Origin of the sequence: Mesorhizobium sp. M1399 (genome assembly GCF_040317735.1) — a bacterium.
In the GTDB taxonomy this organism is placed as follows: Bacteria; Pseudomonadota; Alphaproteobacteria; order Rhizobiales; family Rhizobiaceae; genus Mesorhizobium.
The window spans coordinates 245,034-260,752 of sequence record NZ_JAMYKZ010000011.1; the positions used below are offsets into that span (position 1 = coordinate 245,034).

At 62.4% G+C, this 15,719-nt stretch carries 12 protein-coding genes; 2 read left to right on the plus strand and 10 right to left on the minus strand.

The features are described 5' to 3' along the window. Positions 1 to 15 precede the first annotated feature (15 nt). Both NKH05_RS21000 and NKH05_RS21005 read right to left on the minus strand, forming a co-directional pair. Positions 16 to 618, minus strand: coding sequence for an ANTAR domain-containing response regulator (locus NKH05_RS21000; protein WP_023716955.1), 603 nt, complete (start codon positions 616 to 618; stop codon positions 16 to 18). Continuing rightward, positions 615 to 1,742 (minus strand): transporter substrate-binding protein, encoded by a 1,128-nt coding sequence (locus NKH05_RS21005; protein ID WP_352483694.1) that lies wholly within the window; start codon positions 1,740 to 1,742, stop codon positions 615 to 617. The genes NKH05_RS21000 and NKH05_RS21005 overlap by 4 nt, the downstream gene beginning before the upstream one ends. Before the next feature lie 517 nt (positions 1,743 to 2,259). On the opposite strand from NKH05_RS21005, the gene NKH05_RS21010 reads away from it, so the two are divergent. Continuing rightward, positions 2,260 to 3,375: a hypothetical protein gene (locus NKH05_RS21010; protein ID WP_352483695.1), complete on the plus strand. Its 1,116-nt coding sequence runs from the start codon at positions 2,260 to 2,262 to the stop codon at positions 3,373 to 3,375. Between the two features lie 54 nt (positions 3,376 to 3,429). Here NKH05_RS21010 and nadE read toward each other — a convergent pair whose 3' ends face one another. The 8 genes from nadE to NKH05_RS21050 all read right to left on the minus strand — a co-directional run bounded on the left by nadE (position 3,430) and on the right by NKH05_RS21050 (position 14,548). Beyond that, positions 3,430 to 4,437, minus strand: a complete 1,008-nt coding sequence (nadE, locus tag NKH05_RS21015) for an NAD(+) synthase (protein ID WP_352483696.1) — start codon at positions 4,435 to 4,437, stop codon at positions 3,430 to 3,432. Next, on the minus strand, positions 4,434 to 5,981 hold the full coding sequence (locus NKH05_RS21020) for a class I adenylate-forming enzyme family protein (protein WP_352483697.1): 1,548 nt from the start codon (positions 5,979 to 5,981) through the stop codon (positions 4,434 to 4,436). The genes nadE and NKH05_RS21020 overlap by 4 nt, the downstream gene beginning before the upstream one ends. Before the next feature lie 22 nt (positions 5,982 to 6,003). Then, complete coding sequence (locus tag NKH05_RS21025; RefSeq protein ID WP_156948004.1) at positions 6,004 to 6,267, minus strand: acyl carrier protein; 264 nt, start codon at positions 6,265 to 6,267, stop codon at positions 6,004 to 6,006. A gap of 19 nt (positions 6,268 to 6,286) precedes the next feature. Continuing rightward, the gene (asnB, locus tag NKH05_RS21030; RefSeq protein WP_352846088.1) at positions 6,287 to 8,224 is read right to left on the minus strand and encodes an asparagine synthase (glutamine-hydrolyzing); all 1,938 of its coding nucleotides are present in this window, start codon (positions 8,222 to 8,224) and stop codon (positions 6,287 to 6,289) included. Positions 8,225 to 8,517: 293 nt separating this feature from the next. Continuing rightward, positions 8,518 to 9,486: an NAD-dependent epimerase/dehydratase family protein gene (locus NKH05_RS21035; protein WP_352483699.1), complete on the minus strand. Its 969-nt coding sequence runs from the start codon at positions 9,484 to 9,486 to the stop codon at positions 8,518 to 8,520. A gap of 109 nt (positions 9,487 to 9,595) precedes the next feature. Continuing rightward, positions 9,596 to 13,054: a chromosome segregation protein SMC gene (smc, locus tag NKH05_RS21040; RefSeq protein WP_352547572.1), complete on the minus strand. Its 3,459-nt coding sequence runs from the start codon at positions 13,052 to 13,054 to the stop codon at positions 9,596 to 9,598. 117 nt (positions 13,055 to 13,171) lie between these two features. Continuing rightward, positions 13,172 to 13,918, minus strand: a complete 747-nt coding sequence (locus tag NKH05_RS21045) for a DsbA family protein (RefSeq protein ID WP_352963973.1) — start codon at positions 13,916 to 13,918, stop codon at positions 13,172 to 13,174. Between the two features lie 129 nt (positions 13,919 to 14,047). Continuing rightward, positions 14,048 to 14,548 (minus strand): DUF721 domain-containing protein, encoded by a 501-nt coding sequence (locus NKH05_RS21050; RefSeq protein WP_352716265.1) that lies wholly within the window; start codon positions 14,546 to 14,548, stop codon positions 14,048 to 14,050. A gap of 56 nt (positions 14,549 to 14,604) precedes the next feature. Between NKH05_RS21050 and mutY the strand changes: the two genes are divergently transcribed. Continuing rightward, a complete protein-coding gene (gene mutY, locus NKH05_RS21055) occupies positions 14,605 to 15,717 on the plus strand; it encodes an A/G-specific adenine glycosylase (protein ID WP_352963971.1) in 1,113 nt (370 codons plus the stop codon). Positions 15,718 to 15,719: the final 2 nt, after the last annotated feature.

Sequence of the window (15,719 nt, forward strand, 5' to 3'; positions counted from 1 at the left end):
CCGGCGGCTGAAAGTTCAGGCGCGATCGGATTGGTCATCGTCGCCTTCTTCTTGTGTCATCGCCACGATCCGGCGCGCGGCGTCCTCGACGCTGATTTGCCAGCTCATCGCCAGCGAGCGGAGCTGCGCATAGGCACGGCCGTCCTCGGCGCCCTTCGACAAGACCTCCACCGCGCGTACGATGGTCTGGCGCTCCGCGACCCGCTGACGAAGCGAGGCGATCTCGCTGGCCAGAAGCTTGCGCGCCTCGAAACTCTGCCTTGCGATCAAAAGCGCGCTATAGACGCCGGCGTTGCCGACCGGTTTCAGCAATTGGGCATCGGCCTTGTGCGACAGTGCCCATTCGACACGCCCCGGCGCCTCGGAGCCGATCAGCGCTATCAGCGGCATCGGTGCCTCGCCCGGCTTCCACGGAAATTGCTCGTCAAAGCCGAGGTCTACGTCGAAGAAAACGAAGTCCGCCGCCAAGGCTTCGGCCGGCAGTTCCGGCCAGAAGCCAATCGCCTCAAGGCCGATGGCCGACAATTGCCTTGTGATCGCCTGCACGGTCGGATGTGGACGATGCAGGACAAAAGCCCTGGCGCCTCCAAGGTTCGGGATACGCGCCATCTTGCTCACGACACCACCCGCAGGCGTGCCCGCCCGAACGTCTCCGTCCGGTCATAGCGGGAAAGGTAGGGATCGGGTGCCACGCCCTTCGTCAGCGTGACCGTTTTGAACGATGTCCCATCGATACGTCCGATCTGCACCGGCAAGGTAGCGTGCTGGGTTTGCGGATCGATGGCGATGTCGCCCAGCGGTGTTCGAAATGATGTTCCGGCAAAGACCTTGGGCAGGTCCGTCCATTGTGCACCGGGGTTGCGGGTGAGGATCTCGGCGAGCGTGCGCACCGAGGCATAAGCCGCCGCCTCGAAGGATGAGGCAGGCATGACGGAAGACACTGAAGCCGCTCCGCGATCCGCCCCCGAGGTGTCGTGAAAATAGGGCCCAACGGAAAGATGACCATCCCCTGCCCCGTTGAGCGCCGGCAATTCGCATTCCGTGAGATTGCAGGACAGGATCGGGCAACGCTCCGGCCTGAAATGCGGGTCGCGCCGGCCAAGCTCGGCATAGGCGGCGATAAACGCATAGGAAGAAGGGCCGATGAGATTGTTCAGAATGAAATCAGGTCTCGTCGCCTGTACCTCCGCGATCAGCCTCGCAACATCGACCTCGCCAAGCGGCAGATAGCGTTCGCCCAGCACCTTGCCGCCGGCGTCCGCAATCAGGTCGCGCGCCACACGGTTGGTCTCCCAACCCCAGATGTAGTTGGAACCGAGCAGGAAGCCGTCGGCGCCGAAACGAGGCACGACATAGGCAAGTAGCGGTACCAGATGCTGATTGGGGCAGGCGTGGGTGTAGACGACATGCTCATTGGCTTCGAAGCCCTCGTACGGGCAGGCATACCACAGCGTGCCGCCTGCCCTTTCCAGGATTGGAATGACCTCCTTGCGGCTCCACGAGGTGACGCAGCCAATGATGTGACGCGCGCCGCTGTTGGCGAGAATGTCCGCGCAGCCGCTTGCATACCGATCGATGTTGCCCTGCGGGTCGCGCTCGACCGGGATGAATTCGAAGGGGACAACGGGATCGGCGTTGACGTCGGCGATGGCGTTCATCGCGCCCGCACGGCAGGATTCGGACACCAGCCGGTAGTTGCCGGACCGCGAATAGAGAATGCCGATCTCGATATGCCGTTTCAAGCAAAGCCTCAAAATGACAATGCCCCGCAGCCACCGCCGCAAGGCGAGGCATACGAGGCATTCTTGCCGCCCGGCGGCCAGAGCCGGTATTTGTCTCACCGTATTACGCCCGCGCCCCCAGTCAAGAGCCGCCACACGAAACTTTGGCCAGCCGAAACGGTTCGACGCGGAGCACGCAACTCATGCCGCTGGTCGTGTAGAGTCCGCCGGGAACCAAAATTACTGATGTCCAGGTATGAGGCCGGACAACCTGGTTCGCTACCATTCAAAGCAACGACTTTAATATCGGTTTACCTGAATCTGCTAGCAGCAATGACGCCGGTTTTCGTCGGTCAAGCAAAGGGTCCACCTTGCCGCAGCAATTCAGCACTCCGTTCAGTCACCGGGGCGACCGCAACTGGTCGAGGTTGCACGGCTTCATGGGCGTCGAGTTGGAACTCGCGTCCGATGTTCTCGTGCCTCGTGTCGCCTTGGCCCGGAAGCTCGGCGGACGGGACTTCGGTGCCGGGAGCCGGGCTTGAGCATCATTCGCGCCTTGCAAGGCGCCGACCTCCCGGCAGTCGCGGACATGTTTCAGCGCGTGCTGCTGAAGGAAGGGACGAAAGCGCCGGCCTCTCTCGTCGAATACATGAGACGGTTTTATCTGGATGCGCCCGGTTGCGGCGGCGACCTCCGGTCGCTTGTCCATGTCAACGACGCCGGTCGCGTCTCCGGATTTGTCGGTGTCCACGTGCTGCCGATGACGTTCAACGGCCGACAACTACGCGCCGCCATCTGTAGCTCGCTCATGGTCGAGGACCATGAGCACGATCCGCTGGCCGGCGCCCGCTTGCTGAAAGCATACCTTGATGGTCCGCAGGACATCTCCTTCAGCGAGACGGCCAACGATATCTCCGTGAAATTGTGGACCCGGCTGCGCGGCGCGGTCCTGCCGCAATACAGCCTTGACTGGGTCCGCGTGATGCGCCCCGCGGCCTTCATGCTCAGCCTTTCCGCCAATCGCCTGACGCTTGCCCGAATGCTCAATCCGTTGGCGCGTGCCGTCGACCGATTTTATTGCAGGAGGATGACGCCCAGCGAACGACGCTGGTCAGGTGTGGCGGTGGAAGGGGCAGGCCACGGAGCATTTCGGATATCCGAAATCGACAGCCACACATTTGCCAAGCTCATCGAGCCGTTTACCGCTCAATTCGCCCTGCGCCCGGATTGGACGGAAGGCCAACTCGACCACATCCTGACCGATGCGGCACAGAAGCCGGATTTAGGCGAGCTTGTCTTCGGTTGCGTGACATCGCCAGTCGGCAACAATGTCGGCGCTTTCGCCTATTACGCACGGAAGTATCAAATTGGTCGCGTGCTGCAGATCCTCGCCCTCCCCGGCCAGGCGGGCTCGGTGATAGACTGCCTTATCGATCATGCCGCCGCGCGCGGCGTCAGCGGCCTGCGCGGACGTGTTCAACCTGCACTTCTGGAGGCGATGCTTGGACGACGCATCGCTTTCCTGACCGTTGCCTCAACGGTGGTGCATTCACGTGATCCAGAGCTGTTGGACGCCATGAAGAACTCGCAAGTCTTCCTGAACGGTCTTGCGGGCGAGCAGTGGAGCCGGCTGATCGGGAGCCGTTTCAGCTAGAGTCGGGACACGTTCAAATCGAACCGTCCATCCGTGGCCCGGTTTCGAGGCGGTTCAGGTGCCGATTTCCTCGACTTCATCAACGAGTTGCGGACGCTGGTGCAGATAACGCGTCGCCTTGCGTTTGGCGATGATATCGGCCCAGACGCGTTCCACTTGTGAGGCGGCCAACCCCGCCGCCTGCCCCACCAGCTCAGCCGCCACGCCGTTGTTGAGGCCGTAAAGGCAAATATCCATACGGTCATAAGGAAGCGAGAAGTAGAACTCCTCCTGGGTCTGCGCCAGCGAGTAGGTATCGGTGGTCGGCGGCCGGTTCCGGATTTCCTCCGGAACACCGAGATGGGCCGCCAGCGCATAGACCTGCGTTTTATAGAGGTGCGCGATCGGCTTGACGTCCGCTGCGCCGTCACCGTTCTTCACGAAGAAACCCTGATCGTATTCCAGCCGGTTCGGCGTTCCAAGGACGGCGAAGTTCAAGCGGTCGGCGTGATAGTATTCGATCTGCTTGCGGGTGCGCTGTTTCATGTTGGTGGCGGCGACGATACCAAGATAGACAGGCAACGGCATTCTCAGTTTCGTCTGCTTGCCTTCCGGATCCTGCACCACCAGGGATGAGATATTGTAGCCCTTGCCCTCGAGGGCGTTCGCGATCACGATCTTCGAGGCCCAGCCTTCGGCGTATTCCGGGACCAATTCGCGGATAAAGGCGTCGCGACGCTGGTAGCAGCCCATCGCGCTCAGGGTCGGCCCGATATCCTCTACGATAGCCTCGACGCCAAAAGTTTCGGCGACGAGGCGGCCGAGCCGCAGACTTTCGGGATCGGAATCGCTTTCCGGCATGAACAGGCAAAGCACATTCCGCGGTCCGACGGCTCGCGCGGCCAACGCGACCGACACGCTCGAATCGATCCCGCCCGAAAGACCGAGCACAAGGCCCCGCTTGCGAAACCCGCGCAACTGCTGACGCAAAGCCGTTACGACACGGTCCGTTTCGGCGGCCAGGTCGATCGCCAGAGCCTGCGCCAGAAAGGTCCGCGCGTCCTTGGCGGGGCGAACATTCATTGAGCGGCCTCCATGGTTTCTGCCGCAAGCCGACGACTGACCTTGCCGGTATCGGTCTTCGGCAGTTCCCGGCGGAACTCGATGACCCTGGGGACCATAAAGTCCTCAAGGTGGCGTGCACAATGACGAATGATATCCTTTTCGCTAAGCGCCGGGTCGGACCGTACGATGAGTGCACCGATCGCATGCCCGAGCACGGGATCCGGCACACCGACAACCACTGCTTCCGCGATGCCCGGATGCGCGTGAAGCACGGCTTCCACTTCCTTGGGCGCGACTTTCTCCCCCCGCGACTTTATGATGTCGTCCTTGCGGCCGACGAAATAAAGAAAGCCTTCCTCGTCGGCCCGGAACAGATCGCCGGTGTAGAGAACCATCTCCCAAGGATTCGGACCTGGGCGAAGGGCTTGTGCCGTCGCAGCTTCGTTTCGCCAATAACCCTGCATGACGTGCGGCCCGCGAATGACCAACTCACCTGCTACGCCCGGCGGCACTCGTTGCCCGTAGTCGTCGACGACAAAGGCCTCGGTGTTCGGAATGGCTATCCCGACCGACCCCGGCCGGTGGTCGAGTTCCTCGGGTGGCAGATAGGTGCAGCGCTTGCATTCCGTCAGGCCATACATCGAATAGAGCCTGACATCGGGGAAAAGAAACCGCAGGCGTTCTATGTGAGCCGGCGGCAAGGCAGCCGCCGTGTTGGAAATATAGCGAAGGCTGGGCAGGAAGCCCGGCGCCAGGTCACGCATCTGCAGGATCATCGCTGCCATCGTGGGCACGAGCGGAAGACCGGTGACGCCTTCCTGGCGGATACGTTCAAAGACCGCCTGGGGAAAAGCGAAGGACTTCTCGAGCACGAGCGTGGCGCCGAGCCTGACAGCCATCAGCAACTGATAGAGCCCGTAGTCGAAAGCCAGGGGCAGAACATTCAAGATGATGTCGTCCGGCGAATTGCGCAGATAGGTGGTGATTGAGTCGGCCGCCGCGTCGCAATTGCGGTGCGTCATCATCACGCCCTTGGGCCGGCCGGTCGAGCCCGAGGTGTAGATCAACATCGCAAGATCGACGTCAATGCCGCGGTGGTCAATCTCCCTGGCTTGGAACGTCAAGCAATCCGCCAGGGATGTGGCGCCTGCCGGGCATTGGTTATCCGCACCAAGGGTGGAAGCCACGAAGATGCCGGTCTTGCCGGAGGATCCGGACGCCTCGGCGACCAAGGGCATCAGTTTTGCTTGCGTAAGGATCGCAGCTGCGTCGCAATCGGCGATGATGTAGGCAAGCTTTTCGGCCTTGGTAGATGCGTTGATCGGACTGAAAGTCGCGCCTGCCTTAAGAACTGCGAAAATCGAAACCGCAGCCTCCCAGCAATTGTCCATGAAGATCAGGACGCGGTCGTCGCGCCTGACGCCATTCGTGAAAAGGGCGGCGGCCAGGCGGCTTGAGAGATCGTCCAGCTCTTCGTAACACAGCCTTTTGTGCTCGGTGATCAATGCCGTTTTGGCTGGATGGGCAGCGGCCTTGGCAGCCAGAAAATGTTCGATCCGCACGGACGCTCCTCGCCAATTGCGCCTACGCTGCCAGCGCTTCTGCTTTCGCCTTGATGAAGGCGGAGATACGGTCAATCGAATCCAGATTGGCCGGTACGATGTCGGTATCGACCATCGCGATGCCGAAATCATCCTCAATGAAAGCTACGAGTTCCAGCACGGCCGTCGAGTCGATGATGTCGTTCTCGATCAGTGATGCCGTGTCTGCAAGCTCGTAGGACGAGTCGCCGAACAGGAAGTTGTCGACGATAAAGGTTTTGACCTTGTCCTTGATTGTTACCATGATGTTTTCTTCCCTCGATTTCTCAGGCCGCTCGTGCTGTACCGACCTTTTGGCCGGTGAAAATCTTCTGCCACAGTTGGGTCGACAAAATGCCGACGAAGGCAGCATTGTCGCGGAACCCGGACGCTGGCTGCAAGCGGCATTTCTCGTGCAGGTTCGCCACCGCCTTGGCGTTGAATAGTCCTCCGGCGGCGATGCTCGCCTCGCTGAGCGAGTCGCGCACGTAGTCCAGTTCTCCGGCTCCAACGAAGGAGCGGGCTTCCGGCGCCCGGTAAGGCTGTTTGGTGCGCTCCCCGATGGCCGTCGGGAGCAAGTGCTTGGCAACTTTGCGCAGTATGTGTTTTTCCACCAGTCCCTTCAGCTTCATTTCCGGCGGAAGTCTTGCTGCAAACTCCACCAAACGATGATCGAGGAAGGGGAAACGCCCTTCAATACCGTGCGCCATGGCCATCCGGTCGCCCTGGCTCGAGAGGATGTAGCCCGGCAGGAGAAAGCGGGTTTCGAGATATTGCCCCTGATGCAGCGGATGCCACCGGGAAAACGCCTCAGGCAACCGGCTGGCCAGTTCCTCGGCTGCGTCATAGCCCTTCAATGTCGCGCGCAGGTCACCGGAAAAGAACATCTTCGCCGCTGATGTGGTCTTGAAACGCGGCCGATGCGAGAACAGCGGATCGTCCAGGGCAGCGCTGCCGGTGCCGAAGAACGCAGCCAGGTACTCCACGGACTGCTGTTGCAGCCCCGGCAGATAGGGATAAAGCTTGCGGAACAGCTGTGGCCTGCTGCGCGATGCCGGCTGTCGTCCGCAGAAACGGCGAACCCGCGCTTCCTTGAAGACATCATAGCCGGCAAAGACCTCGTCGGCGCCTTCGCCTGTCAGCACCACTTTCAAACCGGCCTGGCGAACGAGGCCGGACAGTTGATAGAGGGGGGCGGGGGCGGTGCGGATGATCGGCCGTTCGGCAAAGCGGATGACTTCGGGAAACACACCGGCGATATCGCCGGCACGGCAGGCGATGGTTCGATGATAGGTGCCAAGCGCCAACGCCATTTCGGTCTGAAAGGCGCTTTCGTCATGCTCGGCGCTGTCGAACGTCACGGAAAATGTCTGCAGCTTAAGAGGAGTCATGCCGGCCGCGATTGCCGAAACGAGGGATGAATCGAGCCCGCCCGAAAGGTAAGAACCGACCGGAACGTCGGCGCGCATGCGAAGCTTCACCGCGTCGGTCAAAAGGGCCTGCAGTTCTTCGGCCGCATCGTCCTCATTGCTAATTTTTGATGGCGCGTCGAGATACGGGTAGTCTAGGTGCCAATATGGTTTGACCGTGACTTGCCCCAGTGTCGCGATCATCACGCTTCCCGGCTCCAGCTCGTGGATGTTGCGGAAAGCCGTGCGTGGAGCGATCGGCGCCCACAGCGTAAAGATCTGGTCGAGTGCGATCTGATCGATTTCGGCCGAGACGCCGGGCACCTTCAGCAGGGCTTTTATCTCCGACGCAAAGTAGAGCACCCCGTCCCTGCTGGTGTAGAACAGCGGCCGAACACCCATGCGGTCTCTTGCAAGCACCATCCGCCGACGCCGATTATCCCATATCGCGAAGGCGAAATCACCGTTCAGGAGCGACAGGCAGTCCTCGCCCATCTCGTCATACAGCTGCAGGAGAACTTCTGTGTCGCTCGACGTGCGGAAGCGTCGGCCCTTGGCCAGCAGTCCTTCGCGCAATTCCACGTAATTGAAAATCTCGCCGTTGAACGCAATCGTCAAATTGCCGGTCTCGTCGGACATCGGTTGCTGGCCATCACCAATCCCGATCACCGACAGCCGCGCATGCCCAAGTCCAGCTTCGGGCGCTACGAATTTCCCTTGTTCATCCGGCCCGCGATGGGCGATCGCAGACGTCATGCGCGCAAGCAAAGCTTCCGCATCCCGGACTGAACCGAAATAGCCCCCGAATCCGCACATCTACACAGCTCATACTGAACAGCAAGCCACAGAACATAGCGTTCATAAGCGCCTCAAAGGTTAATCAGATACTTTTCAGCGAGCATGTGGTTAACAGGATGTTAGGACAGTATGATGCTTTTTGCAGTCCGACTTGTACCCACTCCAGGTCACGCTTGATGGTGAGCTACTGTCGCACGAGCCCATGGGCCAGGTTCTTCAAAGCTTCGCGCCGGATCAGTTGCGGATTTGGGCCGAATGCCAGTGATATCGGTTCGCATCGAGATAGGAGATGTCACAGCGAGCGGTGCAAATTACTGCTTCGAGTACGGCCGGTACCAATCGACAAACTTCTTCAGCCCGTCCTCTATCGAAACGCTAGGCCTAAAGCCGAAATCCCGCTCCAGCGCGGTCATGTCAGCATAAGTCTTCTCGACGTCGCTCGCCTGCATCGGCTCGTTGTGGCGGATTGCCTTGACCCCGAGCAGCCTTTCCAGAATGTCGATGAAGTCGCCCAGCCGCACCGGCCGGTTGTTGCCGACATTGTAAAGCCTGTTCGGCGGAACGTCCGTGGGGGGCTTGTCGAGCACAGCGACAACCGCCTTCACAACATCGTCTATGTAGGTGAAATCGCGCCACATTTCGCCATTGTTGAAGACCCGGATCGGATTGCCCTCGAGCATCGCCTTGCTGAACATCCAATAGGCCATGTCGGGGCGGCCCCAGGGACCATAGACCGTGAAAAACCGCAGGCCGGTCTGCGGTATGCCGAACAGATGGGCGTAGGTGTGGCTCATCAGTTCATCGGTTTTCTTGGTGGCGGCGTAAAGCGAGACGGGCTTGTCGACCTGATCGGCCTCGCTGAACGGCACGCTGCGGTTGCCACCATAGACCGAGCTCGACGAGGCATAGACCAGATGCTCGAATGCCGGTTCGGCGCGACAGAATTCGAGCACTTCGAGGTGGCCCATGACATTGGAACGGATATAGAGCCGTGGATTGTCGAGTGAGTGACGCACGCCGGCCTGCGCTGCGAGATGCACGATCCTGACGATGCCTTTCCCGGCCAAAGCGGCCGCAAGCGCGCCCTGTTCGGCAATATCGATCTGGTGGAACGAAAAATCCTTACGGGGCAGAAGGCGGGCAAGCCGCCCCTTTTTGAGCGCCAGGTCGTAATAGTCGTTCATGTTGTCGACGCCGACGACCGCTTCTCCCCGGTTGAGCAGATGGTGGCAAACATGACTGCCAATGAACCCCGCGGCTCCGGTGACAAGTATAGGCAACAAGCTTCTCCACGCGCACAGCCGGGCGGGTATCTGGAGAGGCAGATCCAGCCCATTTCGTCGTGCTATAGTCGAAAGCCGAGGTGGAGACCACCACTAAGCTGATGCTTCAGCTTGCCTCGCGCATGGCTTCGGCAGCCTGCAGGTCGACCGACACCAGTTGGCTGACGCCTTGCTCGGCCATGGTTACCCCGAACAGCCGGTCCATGCGCGCCATGGTGATCGGGTTGTGTGTGATGATGACGAAGCGCGTTTCGGTGGTTGCGGCCATTTCGTCCATCAGATTGCAGAAGCGTTCGACATTGTGGTCGTCGAGCGGGGCGTCGACTTCGTCGAGCACGCAGATCGGCGCCGGGTTGGTCAGGAACACGGCGAAGATCAGCGACATCGCCGTCAATGCCTGCTCACCGCCGGACAGCAGCGTCATCGTCTGCGGTTTCTTGCCGGGCGGGCGCGCCAGGATCTCGAGCCCGGCTTCGAGCGGATCGTCGGACTCGATCAGTTGCAGCTCGGCGGTGCCGCCGCCGAACAAATGCGAAAACAGCCGCTGAAAATGGCCGTTGACCACCGCGAAGGCGGCGAGCAGCCGCTCGCGGCCTTCGCGGTTCAGGCTGTGGATCGCCTGCCGCAGCTTGCGGATCGCCTCGATGATGTCGTCGCGCTCGGAGACGATGGTCTCCAGCCGGTCCGATAGTTCCTTCTGCTCTTCCTCGGCGCGCAAATTGACGGCGCCCAACCGTTCGCGCTCAACCTTCAGCCGGTCGAGCTGACGCTCGATCTCGGCCATTTCGGGCATCGGGCTGTCGGGTTCGAGGCCAGTGTGGCGGATCACCAGATGCGGCGGCGTGTTCAGCGTTTCCTGGATGCGCGCCTCGACTTCCAGCCGACGCTCGTCGGCGGCGGTCAGCCGCTCTTCGGCGCGAACACGCGTTTCGCGCGCTTCGGCGAGCGACTGAATGGCAGCGGTCGCAGCCTTGTCCAGCTCGGACTGCCGGTTCTCCGCTTCCTGCAAGCGGTCACCTGCAGCTTTTCGCAGGCTTTCGGCCTCGGCGAGTTGCGACAGCAGGGCGCGCCGTTTGCCGTCGATCTCGTCGGGTGCGTCGGCCAGTTGCTCGCGCTCGGCCTCAGCCTCTGCCTTGCGTTCGCCGAGTGCCGCGATCTGCGTCGAGGCGTTTTCGGCGCGCTCCACCCAATTGCGCCGTTCCGCGCCGATCGCGTCGAGCCGGCGCGCACGTGCCTCGGCTTCTCGCCTCAGGCCCTCGTGAACGGCACGCGCATCGGCAAGGGCGGCGCGGTCGCGGGCGACGTTGGCCGCCGACTGCTCGAGCTGCAGTTGCAGATCGCCGAGATCGGGAGCGTCTTGCAGCAGCATTTCCGCCTCGACGAATGCCGCCGCCGTCTCCTCATGGCTGTCGACGATACGCGCGCGCGCCTCGTCAAGTGCTGCACGCCGGCTCGACAGTTCGCCGCCGGCTTTTTCGGCCTCAGCCAGCGTATTGCGGGCAGCATCCAGCCCATGCTGGGCGTCGCGCCCGGCCTGTCGGGCATTGCGTTCGGCCTCGCTCGCCTGGGCAAGCGCCTGTTCGGCCTGCGCAAGCGCCTGTTCGGCTTCGCGCAGGATGCGCGTGGCATGAACCGCTTCGGCATCGAGTTCGGCCAGCCGGTTTTTCTGCGCCAGCCGCTGCGCGGCGGCGGTCGGCGCATCGGCGCTGGCGGTGAAGCCATCCCAACGCCAGAGCGCGCCTTCGCGGCTGACCAATCGTTGACCGGGAGCAAGCAGCGTCTGCAACTTTCTTCCGTCGGCGGCATCGACAATGCCGATCTGGGCCAGCCGGCGGGCCAGTTGCGCCGGCGCGCGCACCACGCTAGCGAGGCTCTTTATGCGTTCCGGCAAAGCGACATCGCCGGGCTGGATTTCGCTCTGGCCCCAATGCACAGGCGCGCTACGATCAAGCGGCACGTCGAGATCTTCGCCAAGCGCGGCACCCAGCGCCGTCTCGTAGCCACGCTCGACGCTGATCTGCTCCAGCACCGAGGGAAACAAATCGCCGCTCGCGGCGTTCAGGATCTTGGCGAGCGTGCGGGCCTCGGTTTCGATCCGCGCCAGTTCGGCCTTTGCGTCCTGAACCGGTGGGCGGGCGGCACTTTCGCTTGCGCGTGCCTCGGCGACCGCCTGTTCCGTGGCAATCGCGGCTCGTTCGGCCCCTTCGAGCAGCGCCTGCGCCTGTTCGACCAGCAGCCGCTTCTCGGCGGGGTCGGGCAGGCCGGCGACCCTGGAGACGATCTCCGACAGTTCGCGGTCGACATCAGCAAGCTGGCGGGCAAAGCGGTCGCGGCGCTCAGCGGTATCGCGCAGCGTCCGTTCAATCTGGTTGCGCGAGGCGGCCGCCTCCGCCCGTTCGGCGGTCAGCGAGGCCAGCTTGGCCTCGCTCGAAGCAAGCGTCGATGCCGCCTGCTCGAAAGCCGCGCGGGTGCTGGCCTCGCGCTCGGCGGCGCCGGCGTTTTCGACATTGAGCGCGGCTTCTTCGGCGGCGAGGCGTTCGAGGATATCCGCATTGTCGCGGACCATGCGCTCCTCGCGGGCAAGGTCGCCATCGAGCTGTTGCAGTCGGCGGTCGAGCTCAGCCTGGCGGGCGCGGATGCGGCCTGCCTCTTCCTCGATCTGTGCCTTGGCGATCGACAGACGCTGGAAGGCGGCGGCGGCGGCGGCTTCCGCATCGCGCAGGTCCGGCAGCCGGTGGGCGTTGATACCTTGTTCCCTGGCGGCAGCCATCTGGGCGGCAGCACGGTCGCCGACCAGCGCGGTGGCAATCGCCAGCGCCGAACGCGCTTCGCCTTCCTGCGTCTTGGCCAGCGTCCAACGCAGATGCAGCAGCGTCGCTTCGGCCTTGCGGATGTCGGCCGACAGGTTCTTGAAGCGCGAGGCCTGGCGGGCCTGGCGTTTCAGGCTTTCGATCTGGCTTTCCAGCTCGCCGACGACGTCGTCCAGCCGTTCGAGGTTCTGTTCGGCCGCCTTCAGCCGCAGCTCGGCTTCGTGGCGCCGTGTGTGCAGGCCGGAAATGCCGGCCGCCTCTTCCAGCAGTGCGCGGCGCGCCTGCGGCTTTGCCTGGATCAGCTCGCCGATGCGGCCCTGGCCAACCATCGAGGGCGAGCGGGCGCCGGTCGACTGGTCGGCGAACAGCAGCTGGACATCCTTGGCGCGGGCTTCCTTGCCATTGATGCGGTAGAGCGAGCCGGCCTCGCGCTCGATGCGGCGCGAGACCTGCAACTCATCTGCGTCGTTGAAGGCAGACGGCGCAGTCCGGTCGCTATTGTCGAGGAACAGCGTGACTTCGGCGGTGTTGCGGGCCGGACGCGTTCCCGAGCCGGAAAAGATGACATCGTCCATGCCGGACGCACGCATGTTCTTGTAAGAGCTTTCGCCCATAACCCAGCGTAGCGCCTCGACCAGGTTCGACTTGCCGCAGCCGTTCGGCCCGACGATGCCGGTCAGGCCGCGTTCGATGACGAACTCGCCGGGTTCGACGAAGGATTTGAAGCCGAGGAGGCGAAGGCGCGAGAACTTCATTCGCGCCGACCCATAGCCAAGTTTCGCAAAACTGTTCCGCGGTTTTGCAAGGAGAACCAGCGGCAAGACAAAGAAGTGCGCACGCCGAAGCGCAGCCGCTTCGGCGCTGCCAAAACGTCAGAGCAGAGGGTCGATGATGGCCGACATTTCCGCAATCGACATCGCCCCTTTGTAGGTCTTTCCGTTGATGAAAAAGGTCGGTGTGGAATCGACCTTGAATTCGTCGGCGCCGCGCTTCTGGACGGATCTCACATCGTCCAGAAGTTTCTGGTCCGTCAAGCAGGCCTCGAAGGACTCCTGTGTAAAACCGGCAAGCTTGGCGATTTGCAGCAGTGCGTCCTTGGTATTGTTCACACCAACCCAGTTCGCCTGCTGCCTGAACAGCACGTCGACCATCGGGAAATAGTTGTCCTTGGAGCAGCGCGCCAGCATGAAACCGGCCTCGGCGCTGGGGTCGAACGGAAATTCGCGTAGGATGTAGCGGGCCTTGCCGGTGTCGATATATTTCGTCTTCAGCTCCGGGAATGTAGTTTCGGCGAAATGCGCGCAATGCGGGCAGGTCATCGATGCATATTCGACGATGGTGACCTTTGCGTCGTCCTTGCCAAGCTGCATGTCGGGCAGCGCGCCCGGCTTCAACACGGCCGTCATATCCACCGTGCCCTGAGCTTCAGGCGCTTTGGCAGCGGCTGGAGCGGCCGGCTTCGCAGGTTCCGCCGGTTTCGTCGGATCGGAGGGAGCCGCAGGCTTCACATCCTGCGCCTCGGCTTTCTCGCCGGAATCGCTGCAGGCGGCAAGCAGCGCCACCGCTGGTATGGCGGCGAGCGACGACAAGAGATTTCTGCGGGACAAGGAACGGATCATACGAATCACCTGGCAATAGTTGGATTTTGCAATGCAAAGGCTACAAAAAGCGAGAGTTGGCGCGAATTAAGGCATTGCCACCCCTATTCCAATCGGCAAATCCGGGCATGCCATCACGATAGCGCGAGATTACGGCTTCCTTTGGCCTAGAATGGTGGCGCCAAGCCGCTCCAGCGAGGCGCGCAGCCCGTCGTCCTCGATCAAACCGACAGTGCCCGACAGCTTCGCCTTCTCGGCCACGGTCAGCGGCCGCAAACTGGGTTTCGGCTTTTCCTTGCCCGCCATTACCGGTTTCTGCACGATCCTGATCCGGCCGATCGCATTGAAGCCGAGAAACGCATTGACCCGGTTGATGATCTCGCTGGTCTCGTGCTGCAGATGCAGTGCCGCCACACCCTCGCAGGCAATCACCAGCACCGCCGGCTCGAACGGATCGTCCTCGTGCATGCGGCGCGGCCACTGGATCTTTTCCGGGCGCGAGCGGCCGGCAAGCCGCGGCCCGGCAATCTCTTCCCACGACTGAACCAGCCCGATCGACATGCCGGCCCGCTTGCGCAGCACCGGGTCGAGGATCTCGGTTGCGAGATCGCTCACCGGAACGGGATTGCCGAAGGGCCTTTTCCCTGCCATGTGCGTTCTCCAGTCACCAGCTTCAGCACCAGTGGATTAGGGCCGACCCTCGATCAATGGCACTGCACGACCAGACCCGCAAGGCCGTATCCGGAGACAATGGCGAGATCGCGTTCCGGCTGCTTGGCTGGTACGACGCGCATCACCGCGACCTGCCCTGGCGTGTTCCGCCGCGCGCGCTGGCAAGCGGCGCGCAGCCCGATCCCTATCTGGTCTGGCTTTCCGAGGTGATGCTGCAGCAAACCACGGTCGAGGCGGTAAAATCCTATTTCCGGGCGTTCGTGCAGAAGTGGCCAACTGTCGAGGCACTGGCGGCGGCACCGATCGAAGACGTCATGAAGGCCTGGGCCGGGCTCGGCTATTATTCTCGCGCCCGCAACCTCAAGGCTTGCGCCGATCTCGTCGCGCGGCTAGGCGGCCGCTTTCCGGACAGTGAGACCGGCTTGAAGGAACTGCCCGGTATCGGCGCCTATACGGCAGCGGCGATCGCGGCGATCGCCTTCGACCGACCAGCCGCCGTCGTCGACGGCAATGTCGAACGGGTCGTCTCACGGCTGTTTTCGATCGCCACGCCGCTGGGCGAAGCCAAGGGCGAGATACGCAGCCATGTCGAGCACATGGTTCCCGGGACAAGGCCCGGCGACTTCGCGCAGGCGATGATGGACCTGGGCGCGACGATCTGCACGCCGCGCCGGCCCCGCTGCATGCTTTGCCCCGTCAGGCAGGATTGCAGCGCCACAATCTCGGGCGATCCCGAGCGCTTTCCGGTCCGCCTGCCCAAGACCGAGAAACCCTTGCGCCGCGGCGCCGCCTTCGTCGCCGTCAGGGGCGACGGCGCCATCCTTTTACGCAAGCGCGTGGATAAAGGCCTGCTCGGCGGCATGACTGAGGTGCCAACGACCGGCTGGACGGCGCGCATCGACGGCGCCACAACGGAAGCGGCAGCCCCGTTCCCCGGCGACTGGCGGCAGGCCGGACGCATCGGCCATGTCTTTACCCATTTTGCGCTCGAACTCGACGTGTTCAAGGCGGAGACCGACAGCGTCGCCCCGGCCGGGCATTTTTGGTCGCTGGCCCATGAAATTTCCGGGGAGGCGCTGCCGACCGTCATGAAAAAGGTAATCGAAGCGGCGATACCGGGCGCGACGAAGAAGCAGCGGCCGCATTGAAA